The organism is Aquipluma nitroreducens (assembly GCF_009689585.1).
In the GTDB taxonomy this organism is placed as follows: domain Bacteria; phylum Bacteroidota; class Bacteroidia; order Bacteroidales; family Prolixibacteraceae; genus Aquipluma; species Aquipluma nitroreducens.
On sequence record NZ_AP018694.1, the window covers coordinates 4,596,616 to 4,613,832 of the forward strand.

At 40.8% G+C, this 17,217-nt stretch carries 8 protein-coding genes; 6 read left to right on the forward strand and 2 right to left on the reverse strand.

Features of this window, described 5'->3' with window-relative positions; all coding sequences use genetic code 11:
* Both AQPE_RS19360 and AQPE_RS19365 read right to left on the reverse strand, forming a co-directional pair.
* Entirely contained in the window at positions 1–2,133 is a 2,133-nt protein-coding gene (locus AQPE_RS19360; RefSeq protein WP_318348144.1) for a S9 family peptidase, read from the reverse strand.
* 119 nt (positions 2,134–2,252) lie between these two features.
* Entirely contained in the window at positions 2,253–5,174 is a 2,922-nt protein-coding gene (locus tag AQPE_RS19365; RefSeq protein ID WP_318348145.1) for a DEAD/DEAH box helicase, read from the reverse strand.
* 291 nt (positions 5,175–5,465) lie between these two features.
* Between AQPE_RS19365 and AQPE_RS19370 the strand changes: the two genes are divergently transcribed.
* The 6 genes from AQPE_RS19370 to AQPE_RS19395 all read left to right on the forward strand — a co-directional run bounded on the left by AQPE_RS19370 (position 5,466) and on the right by AQPE_RS19395 (position 17,172).
* Positions 5,466–6,281 carry a sulfide/dihydroorotate dehydrogenase-like FAD/NAD-binding protein gene (locus tag AQPE_RS19370; protein WP_318348146.1) on the forward strand — a complete coding sequence of 272 codons (816 nt, stop codon included), beginning with the start codon at positions 5,466–5,468 and terminating at the stop codon, positions 6,279–6,281.
* Positions 6,282–6,301: 20 nt separating this feature from the next.
* Positions 6,302–7,792: an NADPH-dependent glutamate synthase gene (gltA, locus tag AQPE_RS19375; RefSeq protein ID WP_318348147.1), complete on the forward strand. Its 1,491-nt coding sequence runs from the start codon at positions 6,302–6,304 to the stop codon at positions 7,790–7,792.
* 33 nt (positions 7,793–7,825) lie between these two features.
* Entirely contained in the window at positions 7,826–8,812 is a 987-nt protein-coding gene (locus AQPE_RS19380) for a dihydroorotate dehydrogenase-like protein (protein WP_318348148.1), read from the forward strand.
* A 193-nt stretch (positions 8,813–9,005) separates the two neighbouring features.
* Complete coding sequence (locus AQPE_RS19385; protein WP_318348149.1) at positions 9,006–11,168, forward strand: LysM peptidoglycan-binding domain-containing protein; 2,163 nt, start codon at positions 9,006–9,008, stop codon at positions 11,166–11,168.
* Between the two features lie 209 nt (positions 11,169–11,377).
* Positions 11,378–15,382, forward strand: a complete 4,005-nt coding sequence (locus tag AQPE_RS19390; RefSeq protein ID WP_318348150.1) for a hybrid sensor histidine kinase/response regulator transcription factor — start codon at positions 11,378–11,380, stop codon at positions 15,380–15,382.
* 599 nt (positions 15,383–15,981) lie between these two features.
* Complete coding sequence (locus AQPE_RS19395; RefSeq protein WP_318348151.1) at positions 15,982–17,172, forward strand: glycoside hydrolase family 88/105 protein; 1,191 nt, start codon at positions 15,982–15,984, stop codon at positions 17,170–17,172.
* Positions 17,173–17,217 lie beyond the last annotated feature (45 nt).

Genomic DNA, 17,217 nt, shown 5'->3' on the forward strand with positions numbered 1-17,217 from the left:
TTACAGATTTTCCTGAAAATAATTACTGACCTTTTCCATCAAGTGAATCCGATCTATTCCACGGACATTGTGTTCATGCGTCGGATAGACAAAGAAATCGACCTGTTTATTTAAATCGATGCATTTTTTCAGAAATTGCATACTTTGTTGCATCACTACTGTCTGATCCTGAGCTCCGTGTATAATCATCAGCTTTCCACTGAGTTTATCCACGTAATTTAACATGTTCGCATCTTTGTAACCTTCCGGATTTTCCTGTGGCGTGTCCATGTAACGTTCTCCGTACATTACTTCATACATGCTCCAGTCAACAACGGGACCTCCTGCGACAGCAACTTTAAATGTTTCAGGATATTTAAGTTTGAGGTTTAAGGTCATAAATCCGCCGTAACTCCAGCCATGAACACCAATCCGGTTGGCATCAATATAAGGAAGTGATTTCAAATAATCAATACCTTTCATTTGGTCGGCAGTTTCAATAATTCCCAATTGACGGTGGATCACATTCTCGAATGATTTGCCCCGGTTTTCGGAACCCCGACTGTCAACCGTAAAGGCAATGTATCCTTTCGAAGCCATGTAATATTGCCACCATCGGGCATCGTTTTGCCAGGTTTTATTTACCAGTTGAGCATGTGGGCCGCCATAAACGTAAACGATCACCGGATATTTTTTTGCCGGGTCGAAGTTGTTGGGTTTAATCATCCGGCAATACAAATCAGTAGCGCCATCAGCAGCTTTGATGGTGAAAACTGTATTTTCTCCCAGATCAAAATCTTTTAATGTATTTTCTGCTTGAGAAAGGACCTGTCTGCTGTTTTTCTTTACCGATATCAAATCGAGTTGTCCCGGATTATTCGTGCTAGTCCAACGATCGATAGCGTTTTGCTGATCAGGAGATAAAATGCCGGAATGAGTGCCCGCTTCAGCAGTTAGTTTATCGGTTTTTCCTGAACGAAGATTAATACGGTAAACGTGTCGCTCTATCGGGCTTTCTTTGGTGGCTTCAAAAAACATGTTTTCTTCTTTGGCATCAAATCCCGACAACTCGGTTACTTCCCAATCGCCCTTCGTGATTTGTGCAACAATCCCGTCTTTTATGGTACATTGATACACGTGATTCCATCCGTCGCGGCGGCTTTGATAGTAAAATTTCTCAGGATCAATCTTCGAAAAGAGAATCGGGTGGACTGGTTCAACGTATTTGTCGTCTTGTTCTTCCAAAACAGTCCGAATCAAATCACCGGTAGCCACATCGTACTGATTCAGCTTCATGTGGTTTTGCTCACGATTCAATTCCTGAATAAAAATGCTCTTTTCGTCGGGACTCCAGCAAATGTTGGTCAAATAGTGGTCGAGCGGTTCTCCGGTTTTCAGGTAAACGGTCTGTTTGGTGGTTCTATCGTAGATTCCCAGTTTAACCTGATGGCTGGTCATTCCGGCCATTGGATATTTGATGTTTACCAATTCAGCTTCCCGGGTCATGTAATCAACCAAAGGGTAATCGCCAACCATGGTTTCGTCCATGTGATAAAAAGCGAGTTTCGTTCCTGCCGGCGACCAGAATGTACCTTTATCGATCCCGAATTCGTTACGGTGAACCGCTTTCCCGTTGATGATGTGTTGGTTTTGATCTTTCGTAATTTGCTGTACTCCTGAAGTTCCAGTAGCAAATAAATTATTATTTACGGTGTAGGCAAGGGTTGTGTTTGCAGTACAAAAATCCAGATTTTCAGCATTTTCAGGATATTCAATGTTTTGATTTACCTTTTTGGTGTCAATATTTAAAATCACGATCTGATTGGCTGCACGAAACCAAATTTGGGATGGATTGATGAATGAAAATCGAGGGAACGATTTGACCACTTTTATCCCGTCCGTTTTTAAGGCCGTGTTTAATTCGGAGAGTGATAAAATATTGGATTGATTATTCTTCTGAATTTCCTGCTGAAGCAGAATGCTGTCTTTTACCATCACAAACCGGTGTGCATCGCGCCATTTGATTTGTTCAGGCATTTGTGGTTTCAGGTAACTACTGGCACCCAGAATTGCATCTTTCAGGCTCAATGTCTTTTGGGCGCTTACACCCGAAACAATAAAAAAGAGAATCAGAAGAAATGTAAACTGCTTCATCGATAATGATTTTAGGAAAAAGTCAATGGTCATTAGGAAAAACTATTTTCGAATGACTGATGACTATTTTTTTGATTTGTTGCAAATGTAAATTGAAAATCTGTTCGGAAAACAATTATTTAACTGAATAAACTCATGATTTCTTCTTCATTAATTCCGTCTATCGGATTATTCGAGCCGATGAACTTCTCGGCCAGGGCTGATTTTCTGGATTTTAAAATCTGGATTTTTTCTTCAATTGAATCTTCAGTAATAAACCGGTAAACAAACACTTTTTTATCCTGACCGATGCGATGCGCGCGGTTGATGGCTTGATTTTCAGCGGCCGGATTCCACCACGGGTCGATAATAAAAACATAGTCAGCAGAGGTCAGGTTCAGCCCAACGCCACCGGCCTTCAGCGAAATCAGGAAAATGTGGTTGTCGGGGTCTTCCTGAAACTGTCGGATTACTTCCTGACGGTTCATGGTTTTCCCGGTTAGCATGGAATATTTCCAGTTTTTCGATTCGATTTTGGCCTGAAGTAATTCGAGGTGTTTTACAAACGAGGAGAAAATCAGTACTTTATGGTTTTCAGCCAACAAATTTTTTAGGTTTCGGTATATTTCGTTGAATTTACCCGATTCCATCTCGCTTTCTTTTGAAACCAACGATGGATGGTTAGCCAACTGGCGAAGTTTGGTCAACCCCTGAAGAACCACCAATGCCGACTTTTTGAGCCCGTTCGATTCAATGTTTTTCAGAATGGCATTTCGGATAGCCGATTTTTCCGTATCGTAAATTTCCTTTTGATCTTCAGTCATTTCGCAATAACGGATTTGCTCGGTCATCGCCGGCAAATCTTTGGCAACTTCCTCTTTTTTGCGCCTCAATACAAAAGGATGAATCAGTTTTTGTAATTTTTTCTGCTGTTCTTCGTCATTCTTTTTCTCAATCGGGGTTATAAATTCACGCTTGAAGTAGGGCAAACTCCCAAGCAATCCCTTGTTCAGGAAATTGAGTTGCGACCACAAGTCAGACAGCGAGTTTTCGATTGGAGTTCCGGTAATTACCAATTTGTGTTTCGACCGTATTTCAAGGATGCTTTTATATGTTTTCGACGACGAATTTTTGATGTTTTGGCTCTCGTCCAGAATCAGGTACCAGAAATCGAACGAACGAAGCATTTCAGCATCGTTTCTCATCGTTCCGTAAGTGGTTAGTATTACGTCGTAATATCCAATGGTTTGCGCCATTTTATTCGATTTATTCCGGAGGCCGCCAACATGTTTATACACCTTGAGCGAAGGGGCAAACTTTCGGATTTCATTTTCCCAGTTGTGAATCAGCGAAGTTGGCATGACAATCAATGAGGCTGGTTGCAACGGAGCGCCTGCTTCAGGCTGATCGAAAAGCGAAAATTGCAATTGGTCGTCTTTCTTCGGAACAACAATCTGCGATTTTGCTTTCTTGATTTTTAGTAAAAGCGTCAAGGTCTGCAACGTTTTTCCCAAACCCATGTCGTCAGCCAGACAACCGCCCAATTGGTTTTCGTACAAATGATACATCCACGAGAATCCTTCTTTCTGGTAGTTTCGCAGCTCGGCTTTTAAATCATTCGGAAGTTCTACCGGATTGGCAAAACTCGTATTTATTTCTTCCAGTTTGTAGAAGTAATTCCGGTCGATTCCTTTTACGTTATCCTGAAGAAGCAGAAAATGGTGCTTTTTGAGTTTCAGGATATTGCCATCAGTTTTGGCAAACGGGAAAATTTCGCGGTACGACGAAAACCATTCGAGTGGCAAAACTGCAATTTCGCCCGATGGAAGTTCAAATTCGCGAATGCCATTTAAAATGTGTTTCCGCAACCTGATAAACGGGATTTGGAACGAACCGAATTTAACGATGGCATAAATGTCGAACCAGTCTTCGTCGCTTTTAATCTGAATATCCAGAATTTGAGTTCCGGTGTAATATTTTTTGTCGAGTTTGTTTTGCTGAATCAGAAACCCTTGTTTCTCCAGTGTTTCACGGTTTTTTGATAGCCACAGCACGGGGCTGTAATAGTTGTCGGTTTCATCATTATCTTTTGGATTCCAAAAACCATTTTTGTATTTCAAATCCAGTTTTTTCAACATTGCAAGCTGCTCTTCCTCCCATTCATGGTTGCGGACAAATTTCCTGAATGAATAGTTGTCGTGTTTCATTTCAAGGCTGACAAATACATCAGATACAGCATCAGCAAGGTATAAACTGTTGTCGTATCTGAATTTAACGATAATGGTTGGTCGCAATGCCAAATCCTGCTCAAGCGAAAGTATGGTTTTTCGTGGCGGGCTGCTTTCAACAATCTCAAAACCGGTAGCTTTTACTTCCGATTCTTTAATTGTATTCAGCACAAACGACTTGTAATACTTGTCTTCGGCCTGCCGCGGAATCCAAACCGATTCTTTCGACAGGAAAGGAACTATCTTTTTCCCTGAAAGCTTATTGAAAATATAGAGTTTATTCAGGTACACAAAACAGCAGGGTAGGGTAGTGACCATGCGAAGCGTTTTGTGTAAAATCTCCACTGGCGTGCCTTCATGACTGATTTTTAGTCGGTATCTCGTGCCATTTTCATTTCGGTAAAAATGAAATACGCTTTCCGAAAAGCTCTGGTTGATTTGGATAACGTCTTCGTTGTATAGGCTCGAATATTTGGCCTGTTTGGAAAACAGTCTGGTTTTGCCTTTCATTAACAGCAGGATACAACGATACATGTATTTGTCGATGAAAGGACTAATGTGGTTCTGAAACAGATCAGCATCCAGGTTCTGGAAAAAGTTTGGCTCTTTCTTTTTTGAGAATTTTTTCACCAGGTTTTCATCGCTATAATTCTCGATCAACTTGAGTAATTCAAGTTCCGATTCGTTCAATCCGACCTCGCCACTTTTATAGTCACGTAACTTAACTGTCTTTTTTACAGTGAAGTACGAACGTTCTTCTTCAATTAGCATGGGGACGAAAATGTTCCCAACGGCACGATGTTCGGTCAAAGCGATAATAAATTCCTGAGCCAATTTTGGTTAAATTATTGATTATTAAACTTCCTGAATCACTTTCAAAAGTTAACTTTCAGGGATAAACAAAAGGTTAAAGGTACGACATTCCGGTTTTATATGGAACATTTATTTCTTCGAAAACACGAGTATTTAACATTGTGACACGAGGACAAGCCGTTTCTTAACAGTTATTTAAGATTGTGGATTAATTGAGTTAACCTTCCAAAAAAGAATACCATTTTAGCAAATATTCTTTGCACATTACTATTTTTGGTGCTCATTTCAAAAATCTAATTAAAACCGAATACGATGAACCAGATAGTAGAGAAGGTTCTTTTTTCAGAAAAAGTAGCCAAGTTTGTTGTTGATGCTCCGCGAATTGCCAAGTCGCGTAAGCCTGGTCATTTTGTGATCTTGCGTGTAGATGAAAAGGGGGAGAGGATTCCACTGACCATTGCTGGTGCTGATCCGGTAAAAGGGACAATTGTACTGGTGGTTCAGAAAATGGGCGTTAGTTCAGCTAAGCTTTTTGAGCTTGAGGTTGGCGATTATATTCTCGATTTAGTTGGTCCTCTGGGTAAAGCAACTCATATTCATCAGGCGGGAACTGTCCTTGCCTGTGGTGGTGGTGTAGGTGTTGCGCCAATGCTTCCGATTGTTGAAGGCTTTAAAAAGGCCGGGAATCGGGTTATCTCCATAATTGCAGCGCGTAATAAAGACCTGATTATTTTGGAAGACGAAATCCGAAAATGGTCGGACGAAACAATCGTAATGACCGACGACGGATCCTACGGAACCAAAGGATTGGTGACTGCCGGAGCCGAGATGATTATCCAGCGCGAAAAGGTGAACGAATGTATTGCCATTGGACCTGCTGTGATGATGAAATTTACTTCGTTGCTGACCAAAAAGTATGAAATTCCAACTCAGGCCAGTTTAAATGCCATCATGGTTGACGGAACCGGAATGTGTGGGGCATGTCGTGTAAGCGTTGGCGGAAATACCTATTTTACTTGTATCGACGGACCAGAATTTGACGCTCACCAGATTGATTTTGATGAGTTGATCATGCGTCTGGGTGGATATTCGAACGAAGAAAAACTTGCTTACGAGCGGTATGTATAATCTAAATTAAACTTAACGAAATGTCAACAAATAAAGAATATATTCAGATCGAGCGCGAAAAAGAGTGGCGGGTTGATCTGAGAAAAACCATTGCTAATAAGGAGCGTACTGCCAAAGAAAGAGTTCGAATGCCTGAGATGGATCCGCAGGAACGCATCAAATATCAGGATCGCGAAGTGAATATCGGTTTGTCGGCCGATCAGGCTCAGAAAGAAGCTAGCAGATGTCTGGACTGCCCAAATCCAACTTGTATCGAAGGTTGCCCGGTTAGCATTAACATTCCAAAATTTGTTAAATATATTGAAGCTGGAAAATTTCTGGATGCCGCTAAAACATTAAAAGAAACTTCGGCGCTTCCGGCAGTTTGCGGTCGTGTTTGCCCTCAGGAAAAACAGTGCGAAGCCAGTTGTTTTTATACTCAGAAAATGAAAAAGGATCCGGTGGCTATCGGTCATTTGGAGCGTTTTGCAGCCGATTACGAGCGTGAAAGCGGTTTTATGTCGATTCCTGAAGTTGCTCCAGCCAACGGAATAAAGATAGCTGCTATTGGTTCAGGTCCGGCTTCGCTCTCTTTTGCCGGCGACATGATTAAACTGGGTTACGATGTGACTGTTTTTGAAGCGCTGCACGAAATTGGTGGCGTATTAAAATATGGTATTCCTGAATTCCGTCTTCCAAACAAAATTGTGGACGTTGAATTGGATAACCTTCAGAAAATGGGCGTGAAGTTTGTCCGAAATTTTATTGTTGGAAAAACGGCCAGTTTCGACGATTTGAAAGAAGAAGGTTTCGAAGCCTTTTTCGTGGCTAGTGGTGCAGGGCTACCACGTTTCATGAATATTCCGGGTGAAAACTACAACGGAATCCTTTCGTCGAACGAATACCTGACCCGTGTAAACCTGATGAATGCAGCTAAAGATGAATTTGATACTCCGGTTATTAAAGGAAAAACAGTGGCTGTGATTGGCGGTGGAAACACTGCGATGGATTCGGTTCGTACCGCAAAACGCTTAGGTGCAGAGCGGGCAATTATTGTTTATCGTCGTTCGCGTGCGGAAATGCCTGCCCGTGTCGAGGAAGTTCATCATGCCGAGGAAGAAGGCATCGAATTTATCAACCTGGCCAACCCGATTGAATATTTTGCCGACGAAAAAGGAAAAGTAAACCGGATGCGTGTTCAGCGCATGGGGCTTGGCGAACCTGATGCTTCAGGGCGTCGTCGTCCGATCGTTTTGGAGGGTTCTGAATATGATATTCCTGTCGATTTGGTTGTTGTTGCCGTGGGTGTATCACCAAACCCATTAATCCCTTCAGAAGTAAAAGAACTGAAAGTGAGCAAATGGGGAACCATTGAAGTTACAGAAGAAACCATGCAAAGTTCAATCCCGGAAATGTTTGCCGGTGGCGACATTGTTCGTGGTGGAGCAACGGTAATTTTGGCGATGGGCGATGGCCGGAAAGCTGCTGCCAATATGGATGAATACCTCCAGAAAAAGCATAAAGCCAACTAAATTTTTTATCTTTAAACGACCAATCTAATTGTTATGGCAAATATATCAACCCGATTCTTTGGACTCGATTTAAAAAGTCCGGTAATTGCAGCAAGCAGCAGCATGACCGGTCATGCAGAACAAGTTATCAAACTGGCCGAGGCAGGCGCCGGAGCCATCGTTTTAAAATCAATATTCGAGGAAGAGATTTTTCATGAATTGCAGGAAGAACTTAGCCTTCGTACTCCATTAAATTCAGACCCTGAGTATTTGGATTACTTTGATTATGTGATCAAAGAAGAAACAATCCGGAAATATCTTCATTTAATTTCTGAAGTTAAAGCAAAAACTGCGGTTCCAATCGTTGCCAGTATAAATTGTGTTAGTTCAAGTGATTGGACATTGTTTGCACGAAAAATTGAAGAAGCTGGAGCTAATGCCTTGGAATTGAATATGTTTATTGCTCCATCGGATATTTCAAAAAGTTCTGAAAATCACGAGCAGTTTTATTTTGAGACTATTCAGAAAGTGCTTCAAGCTGTTCAAATACCAGTTTCAATTAAAATCAGTCATTATTTTTCTAACCTCTCCGGAATGGTTAAGAAATTGGCAAATACAGGTATTGCCGGAATCACCATTTTTAACCGCTTTTACAATCCTGATATTGATATTCACGAAGAAGCTGTTACTGTTGCCGATGTTTTAAGTACCTCTCACGATTACCTGCTTCCGTTAAAATGGACAGGTATTTTGTCTGGTCAGGTTAAAGTTGATTTATCAGCCACTTCAGGAATTCATTCGGCTGAAACTGCTATTAAATTTTTATTGTCAGGCGCTTCTGCCGTGCAAATTGCTTCAGTTGTTTATCATGAAGGCCCATCGGCGATCACTCGTATGAATCAGGGCATTTCTGACTGGATGGATCAGAAAGGTTATAAGTCTATTTCAGAATTTCAAGGTTCATTAAGTCAGGCTGCAACATCAGCTCAGGCCTGGGAGCGGACACAATTCATGAAATATTTTGGCGAAAAAGCATACTAGTGTTGTGTTAACGAGCTTATGACGGATCGTCATGCCGAACTTGTTTCGGCATCCCATTGTAAATGAGACCCTGAAACAAGTTCAGGGTGACTTGCTCCGAATATTATCAATAAATAAAAATGCCAGTACATGCCCATTTGGGAAGTACTGGCATTTGTTTTACTTTTGACTCCTGTTATCTATCATCAGAACCATGAAACTACTTGTTGTCATTTGCCTCTTTGTTTTAAGTATTTCGATTTTCAATCCTTGTTTCTCGCAGAAGCAAGTCGAGATTTCAGGAGTCAAATACATTTTGCATACCGTTATCAAAAGCGAAACCGTTTTTAATATTTGCCAGAAATATAAGGTAAGTCAGAAAGATATTATGCAGGCAAACCCTGGATTGCCGGGCATTCTTAAAGCTGGTTCAACTGTTAAAATTCCGGTTGCTACAGTATCTCAGGAAACGGAAAAGCCGGAGCCGGCAGGAGAAGCACAACCGGCAACGGAAGAGGAGTTTTATTACCACAAAGTTGCACCTAAGCAAACCTTATTCTCAATTGCGAAACAGTACGGCATTACAGCCAACGATTTAATCCGGAATAATCCGGAATTGACCAATGGAATTGTTCCCGGACAGGTTTTAAAAATTCCGGTAAGCATAACCAATGTTGACGCACAAAAGGCCAATGATATAGCATCTACCCAGATTGATGTTTCAGAATATTCGGTGCATCCGGTGGTTTCGGGCGAAACTTTGTATAGTCTGGAACAGCGTTACGGAATTTCGCATGATGAAATGATGAAATTTAACCCGGCGCTTCAGAACGGGCTAAAAGCAGGAATGAAACTGAAAATTCCGGCAAAAAAGGCTGTTGCATCGGTTGAACCAGTTACTGTGCCTGGCAATGTTGTTTTGAGCAAGTATAAGGTCGAAAAAGGTGAAACGCTTTTTTCGTTAGCTGCCCGCTTTGGTGTGGATGTCGCCGAAATTAAGAAGGTAAATCCTTCACTCTTTTCGCGCAGTCTGGAAACAGGTGAAATAATTTCGATTCCGCAGCAATCTTCAGCTAAAAATCAGGATTCAGGAAAAACGGAACCTTCGCAAATCGCGACTGTAACAGAACCCAATTCGGAACCACCTCAGGATTGTGATCCGATAAACTCGAAAAAACAGAAGTACAAAGCTGCACTTTTATTGCCACTGTATCTTGCCGGAAATGAAAATCCGGAACCTACAAGTATTGATAAAGCTCTTTTGCTTAGTAAAATCAGTATAACAAAATCGGTAGTTGCCAATCCGATGGATACTGCTGTTGTTTTAAATGGAGCGAACATCGATCAAAGAGCATTGGGATTTCTTGAATTTTATGAAGGTGCGTTACTTGCTTTGGATAGTGTTCAGCGCAGGGGCATGAACGTTGAATTGTATGTATTCGATTCGAGTAATCAGAAAATGATTAATGCTTTGCTTCAGTTGGACGAATTTCGTGATTTGAATCTGATCATCGGTCCGGTGTATCCCGAAATTCAGGAAACAGTAGCTTCTTTTGCTGCGAAGAACCGCATTCCAATGGTTTCGCCATTGGCTTCCGCCGGAAATCTGGAGCAAAATAATTCATGGTACTTTAAAGTGAATCCGAGTCGGGAATATCAGATTGAGCAAACCGCTTCGTATGCCGCAGAGAACCTGCGCAACAAGAATTTTATTTTGCTACAGTTGAGTGGAAATTCGTCTTCGGCTGATGCCCAGCTTGCCAGGTTGTGCAAGGAGAAACTGGCGATCACTTCGAAAAAGAACTTGTTTCATGAGTACAACATTCAGCAGCAGGGCATTAATTCATTAAAACCGCTTTTGGCTGATAGTGCAGAGAATATCTTTATCATCCCAACCGATAATGAAGCACAAGTTAGTGTTGCGGTTACCAATCTGACTGCTTTGGCCGAACATTACAACATTGTATTGTTGGGAACACAGGCGCTTCCAAAGTTGAAAAGTATTCAGACTGAAAACTATCATCGGATTCGGTTGCGCTATTTGTCACCATACTTAATCGATTATAACCGACATCTGGTGCGTCGGTTTGTGGGTCAGTACCGCCAAATGTATTCAGCAGAACCTACACAATTCAGTTTCCAGGGATTTGATGTGACCTATTATTTTCTAAGCGCACTTTATCGCTATGGTAAAGATTTCAGAAATTGCCTGTCGGATTATCCGATGGAGCTAACCCAAATGGATTTTAACTTCGAAAAGGTGGCACCAATGGGTGGCTATACCAATCACAATTTGTTTGTTACAGGTTACGAGCGCAACTTTGATGTGCTTAATCTGGGGACTTTTGGTGGCCATTCGTTGAATCAGAAAAAGTAAAGCCTTGCTTTAATTCTTCAACTGGTTCCTTAATCTGAATGATTTTCTTGAATCTGGTAAAAAGATTGTAAATTCGTTCCCGACTGAAAATCTGTCTTATTATGGTGGCTAATCGAAATTTTAAAAGGACTATTTTAACAGCTTTCAAAGCTTTCAACGGAAAAGCTTTGGTTCTGTTATTTTGTCTGATATTGGCTTCAAAAGTATCCATGTCAGATGGAATTGAAGCTGTGAATAACCTGAATTTTGATTTTTATTCGCAAGAACATGGCCTCTCCAGCAATCAGATTCACAGTATTCTTCAGGATAAAAAAGGATGGATGTGGTTCGGAACATCGCAGGGAGCCTGCCGTTTCGATGGCTATAAGTTTACCGTTTTCAAAAACGATGCTGATGATTCGACCAGCCTGAAAGGAAATCTGGTTCGGGCTATTTTTGAAGATCGGAAAGGCCAGTTGTGGATTGGTACTGAAAACGGAGGGCTTAATAAATTCAACCGTGAAAAGGAAAATTTTCAGCATCTGTTTAGTTCTGGAACCCAAACAGAATTAAAAGATGTTTCGGTTACTTCTATTCACGAGGATAAGGTTGGTAATCTTTGGGTAGGAACGGATTCTCACTTATATCTGATTAAAGGTGAAACTAACATTTCAGAAATAAAACCGACAAGCTTGCCCTTTCCCACTGATTATTTTCGTGTTTTGCTTTCTGATCAATCCGGAAGGATTTGGTTGGGTACAAATCATGGTCTGTTTGTCTACAATCAAAAAACAAATACTTCAGAAAAAATAAATTTAGCACAAAGCTTATCGGCAAACGAAGAGATTTGGGAAATTGTTATGGATGACGATGGTACAATTTGGGTGGGTACCTATGCGAATGGTATGTTTTCTGTTAATCAGACGACGCTTGAAGCCAAACAGATAATCATTGATCCGAATAATGAAAGAAGCCTTACGGTCAGATCAATTTCGAAAGACAAAAACGGAAAATACTGGATAGGTACCCGTGGTGGATTGTATATTTACCAAAAGAACACAGGCGTTACGGCTCACTATTATCATGAAGAAAGGGAACCTAAGAGTCTAGTCAATAATTCTATTCAGTGTATCGCCCATGATTTGAAGGGTGATGTTTGGATTGGTACTCGCAATGGGATAAACTTTTTAATCGAAGAACGGCAAAATATTCATGGATATAAATCGATGCCTGGCGACGACCGGTATCTGAACAGCAGTGAGATTTATGCCTTTTGGATTGATCCCAAAGGCGATGTGTGGGCCGGTACTGAAAGTGGTGGAATAAACATTCTGAACCGAAAAACTGGTCGTTTCAGATATTTTGTTCCTCAAAAAGGCAATCCAAATTCCTTGTCGCGCAACTGCATCAAAGCCTTAATGGACGATGGTCGAAATAACCTGTGGATTGGTACTTTCCTGGGCGGATTGGATGTGCTTAATCTTCGGACGGAATCATTTAAGCATTATCGGAATGATCCTGCGAATCCTGCTAGTTTGTCTGATAATCGGGTCTGGGCATTCTTGAAGGACAGCAATAACGATATTTGGGTAGGAACTACTGCCGGACTTGATAAGTATAACTCGACAACGGACAATTTTGTGCACTATCCGAATCTGAGTCAAGGTCAGGTCAATTGGTTGGCCGAAGACGATGAACATTGCTTGTGGATTGGTTCAGATATTTTGGTTGTTTATAATCCAAAGAATCAAAATGTTGTTCGAATCAATCAATCGACGAGGTGCATGCTTCAGGATTCAAAAAAGCGATTTTGGCTGGCTACAAATAATGAGGGAGTTGCACTTTACTCCAAAGAAAAGGGAATTGTCAGGTATTTTACTGAAAAAAACGGACTGGCCAACAACCAAACACTGGCTATTTTGGAAGATAATGACCACTTTTTGTGGATTAGTACAACCAATGGCCTTTCAAAATTCGATCCGGAAAAAGAACGTTTTCATAATTTTTCACTCAAAAACGGGTTCCAGAACAACCAGTTTACTTATGGTGCTGCTTACAAAACAAAAAGCGGAGAGCTCCTTTTTGGCGGAATTTCAGGTTTTAATGTGTTCGATCCGGCGAAAATTAAGTCGGGCGAATACTTTGCACCCATTGTGTTGACCGATCTGAAGATATTCAATAAATCAGTCAAAATTGGTGAAAGCAAGAAGGATGTTCTCCGAAAGAGTATTTCAGAAACAGAAAAGATCCAGTTGAAATATGAGCAGAATTCTATTACACTTGATTTCGCATCGTTCGATTATGCCAATAATATTGGTATTCAATACTCTTATTATCTCGAAAATTTTGATAAAGACTGGACAGAGCCTTCGGTTGGCCGATCGGCAACCTATACCAATTTGGATCCGGGAGAATATACCTTTCGGGTAAAAACAGTTTCTATCGATAGGCAGGAAAGCAATTCCGGACCTGTACTTACCATTGTAGTTCTTCCACCATATTGGCAAACCTGGTGGTTTCGGGTTATCCTGTTTGCCACAATTGCTGGCTTATTTTATATGCTGATTGCCTTTCTGGTAAATAAAGAAAAACTCAAGAACGACTTGGTGCTTGAACGCATGAAAGCCAAAGAATTGCATGAACTTGATATGATGAAATTGAGGTTTTATACCAATATCTCTCATGAAATCAGGACTCCACTAACCTTGATTCTTGGTCCGCTCGAAAAAATGAAAAACAACATGCTTCCATCGTCTGAAATTAAAGGGCATGTTGAAGTAATGTACCGAAATGCGACTCAATTACATCAGTTAATCAATCAGTTACTCGATTTCAGAAAGTTAGAGTCAGGCAATATAAAGCTCATTTTAACAAGCGGTGATCTGGTTTCGTATATTTCTGAAATTGTTAGTTCGTTTGATAAATTTGCTGAAGAGAAGGAGATTGAACTGAAATTCAATTCATTGAAGAAAAGGATTATAACTAATTTTGATACCGATAAGGTGGCCAAAATTATGAATAACCTGTTGTCGAATGCCTTTAAATTTACAGGAAAGGGTGGACGAATATCTGTCAATCTTTCGCTGGTGTTTGACGATTCGACAGAAAATGATCCTCTTGGAAATTCAGAAGAGAACCGGTTGGTTGAAATCACGGTGAAAGATAATGGAATTGGAATTTCGGAGTCAAACCTGGAGAAAATATTTACACGCTTTTTCCAGGTTGGAGAAGGTGCAACGCAGACAGGAACCGGCATTGGCCTTGCTTTAACTAAGGAGCTTGTCAAATTGCATAACGGTAAGCTATTTGTTACCAGCAAGCCGGGCAAAGGATCAAAGTTCACCGTTCAGCTTCCATACGAAGATCTTAATGTTTCAGAATCGACTGAAGCTAGTCTGCCGGTAGTTCATAAAGAACAAGATTCGGTTGTTGCTGTTGCTGAAGAGCATGTGAACGAATCAATTGTGGCCGGACAAAAAATTATGCTTTTAGTCGACGATAATGCTGATGTCAGGTACTTTATTAAATCTCATTTTTCTGTCAGTTTCCAGATTTTGGAAGCCGCTAATGGGGTAGAGGGCTGGGATATTGCGCTTAAAACCATTCCCGATATTATTATTAGTGATGTGATGATGCCTGATATGGACGGGTTCGAATTTTGCCGGAAGGTTCGAAAAGATGAACGCACATCCCATATTCCAATCTTGTTGCTTACTGCATTAGGATCGCGGGAACACGAAATAGAAGGACTGAGCTACGGTGCTGATGATTACATTACCAAACCTTTCGACTTGGTCATTCTACAGACCAAGGTTGAAAATATCCTTTCGGTAAGGCAATCCCTGAAACAAAAATATACTGGCGAAATACTGCTTCAGCCGCGGAATGTGATTCTGAGTTCACCCGATGAACGCTTCCTTCAAAAGGCGATTGCAGTTGTTGAAGATAACATCGATGATCCTGATCTTGACATCGAAAAATTTGCTTCTGAAATTGGCGCCAGTCGTATGCAATTGTACCGCAAATTGAATGCACTGACTGAGATGACCGTCAAGGAATTTGTTCGCAGTATTCGCCTGAAGCGGGCAGCCCAATTGTTGGTGCAGAAAAAGCTAAATATTTCGGAAGTTGCTTATGCCGTTGGGTTCCGTGATCTGTCGCATTTCCGAAAATGTTTTAAACAGGAGTTTGGAATGAGTGCCAGCGAATATGTGGATAAACATGGAGTGGAATAAATTTACAGGACTACCAGTTAATTGTAGATTCACGTAGGTATGCTACCGGTTATTCATTTAGATTTACCAATCGCTTTATCAGTCGTCTTATCCTCGTGGCCTTCTTTAAACTAATTTGATGGGTAATTCTATTGGCGATTTTAAAAATCCGGAATCGATACTTCAACGATTTTACCTATCATTTCTCTGTCAAATTCCTTCTCTGGAATTTCGTAAATAATTTACAATTTTTTAACAATAGATTTACATGCTTAAATGTGTTTTGTTGTGTGTTAATTTGCATTATTTCAGTCTTTTGCGTCGTTTTTGTAGATTTTGTAATAAATAATTTGCCCCGCTTTTTGGGAAATATTTCCCGCTGATGGTACGCTGACCCTCCTTCCTTGATATGACTTTATAGGTTTCATGGCTTGCCGAGTTGTAGTTTTACATCCAGACTCAATCAAAACTTATGGAAGAAATAATCAAAAAACAGAAAAGAGTTGCTTTGATCATTGCCTTGACAACGATCTTTTTGGCAGCTATCCTTTTATTTTTGATTATTACCACTTTTTGAGCAATCGATTGTATTTGGTAAATAACAAACTTAACGCTAACTAATGAAGAAGATCTGGATAATACCTGTGGCTTTTTTGATGGTATTTCAATCGTGTTCTGGCCAATCGATAAAGAAAGAAGCAAATGGTCTGGAGATGGCAGTGAAAATGGCCGATTCGGAAATTAAACAATTTCCTGAGCCATGGACTGTTGATTTCAACCCTCAGCCAGTCTGGAATTACACGCAGGGTTTGATTGCCTATTCCATGATTAAAGTATGGAACGCGAACGGCAATGAAACGTATTATAATTATGCCAAAACCTATGCTGATAAATTTATCGATAAGGATGGTGTTATCAGTCAGTATAAGTTGGACGATTATAATATTGATGCAGTAAACTCCGGAAAGTTTCTTTTCGATCTGTACGAAAAAACAAAAGACGAAAGGTACCTGAAAGCAATCAATCAACTGCGCGATCAGCTCAAAACGCATCCACGAACTTCGGAAGGTGGTTTCTGGCACAAAAAACGTTACCCACACCAAATGTGGCTCGATGGATTGTACATGGGCGCTCCATTTTATGCCCAATATGCTGTACATTTCAACCAACCTGATCTTTTTGACGATGTGGTTAAGCAGTTTATTCTAGTCCATAAATACACTTACAATCCTGAAACTGGTCTGAATTACCACGGTTGGGACGAAAGCAAAACTCAGAAATGGGCCGATCCAAAAACCGGTTGTTCTCCCAACTATTGGGGCAGGGCCGAAGGTTGGTATGCGATGGCTTTGGTTGATGTTCTCGATTATCTTCCTCAGAATCATCCAGGACGAGTAAAAATTCTTGAAATTCTGAATCAGGTTGTTGCTGGTATCAAAAAATATCAGGATACAAAAACTGGCTTATGGTATCAAGTTCTCGATCAGGGTTCTCGTGAAGGAAATTACCTCGAAGCAACAGGATCTTCCATGTTCGCTTATGCTTTGCTGAAAGCTACCCGGAAGGGCTACATCAGTAATGATTACAAGGCTGTAGCGTTGAAAGCCTACTCAGGAATATTGGAAAACCTGATCAAAAATAACAATGATGGAACGATTAGTCTGACCAAATGCTGCTCGGTGGCAGGTTTGGGCGGAAACCCATACCGCGATGGTTCTTACGAATACTACATTAAAGAACCAGTGCGCGATAACGACCCCAAAGGAGTAGGACCGTTTATTTTGGCTTCGCTTGAATTCAGTATGAAATAGCTATATCACATTTGAAATTAAACACAAATAATATCTGGCTATTCC

Bases quoted from the DNA above. Each gene is read 5' to 3' on its own strand.
- AQPE_RS19390 (WP_318348150.1), top strand. From the start codon at position 11,378: ATGTCAGATGGAATTGAAGCTGTGAATAACCTGAATTTTGATTTTTAT.
- AQPE_RS19360 (WP_318348144.1), bottom strand. From the start codon at position 2,133: ATGAAGCAGTTTACATTTCTTCTGATTCTCTTTTTTATTGTTTCGGGT.
- gltA (WP_318348147.1), top strand. From the start codon at position 6,302: ATGTCAACAAATAAAGAATATATTCAGATCGAGCGCGAAAAAGAGTGG.
- AQPE_RS19370 (WP_318348146.1), top strand. From the start codon at position 5,466: ATGAACCAGATAGTAGAGAAGGTTCTTTTTTCAGAAAAAGTAGCCAAG.
- AQPE_RS19380 (WP_318348148.1), top strand. From the start codon at position 7,826: ATGGCAAATATATCAACCCGATTCTTTGGACTCGATTTAAAAAGTCCG.
- AQPE_RS19395 (WP_318348151.1), top strand. From the start codon at position 15,982: ATGAAGAAGATCTGGATAATACCTGTGGCTTTTTTGATGGTATTTCAA.
- AQPE_RS19385 (WP_318348149.1), top strand. From the start codon at position 9,006: ATGAAACTACTTGTTGTCATTTGCCTCTTTGTTTTAAGTATTTCGATT.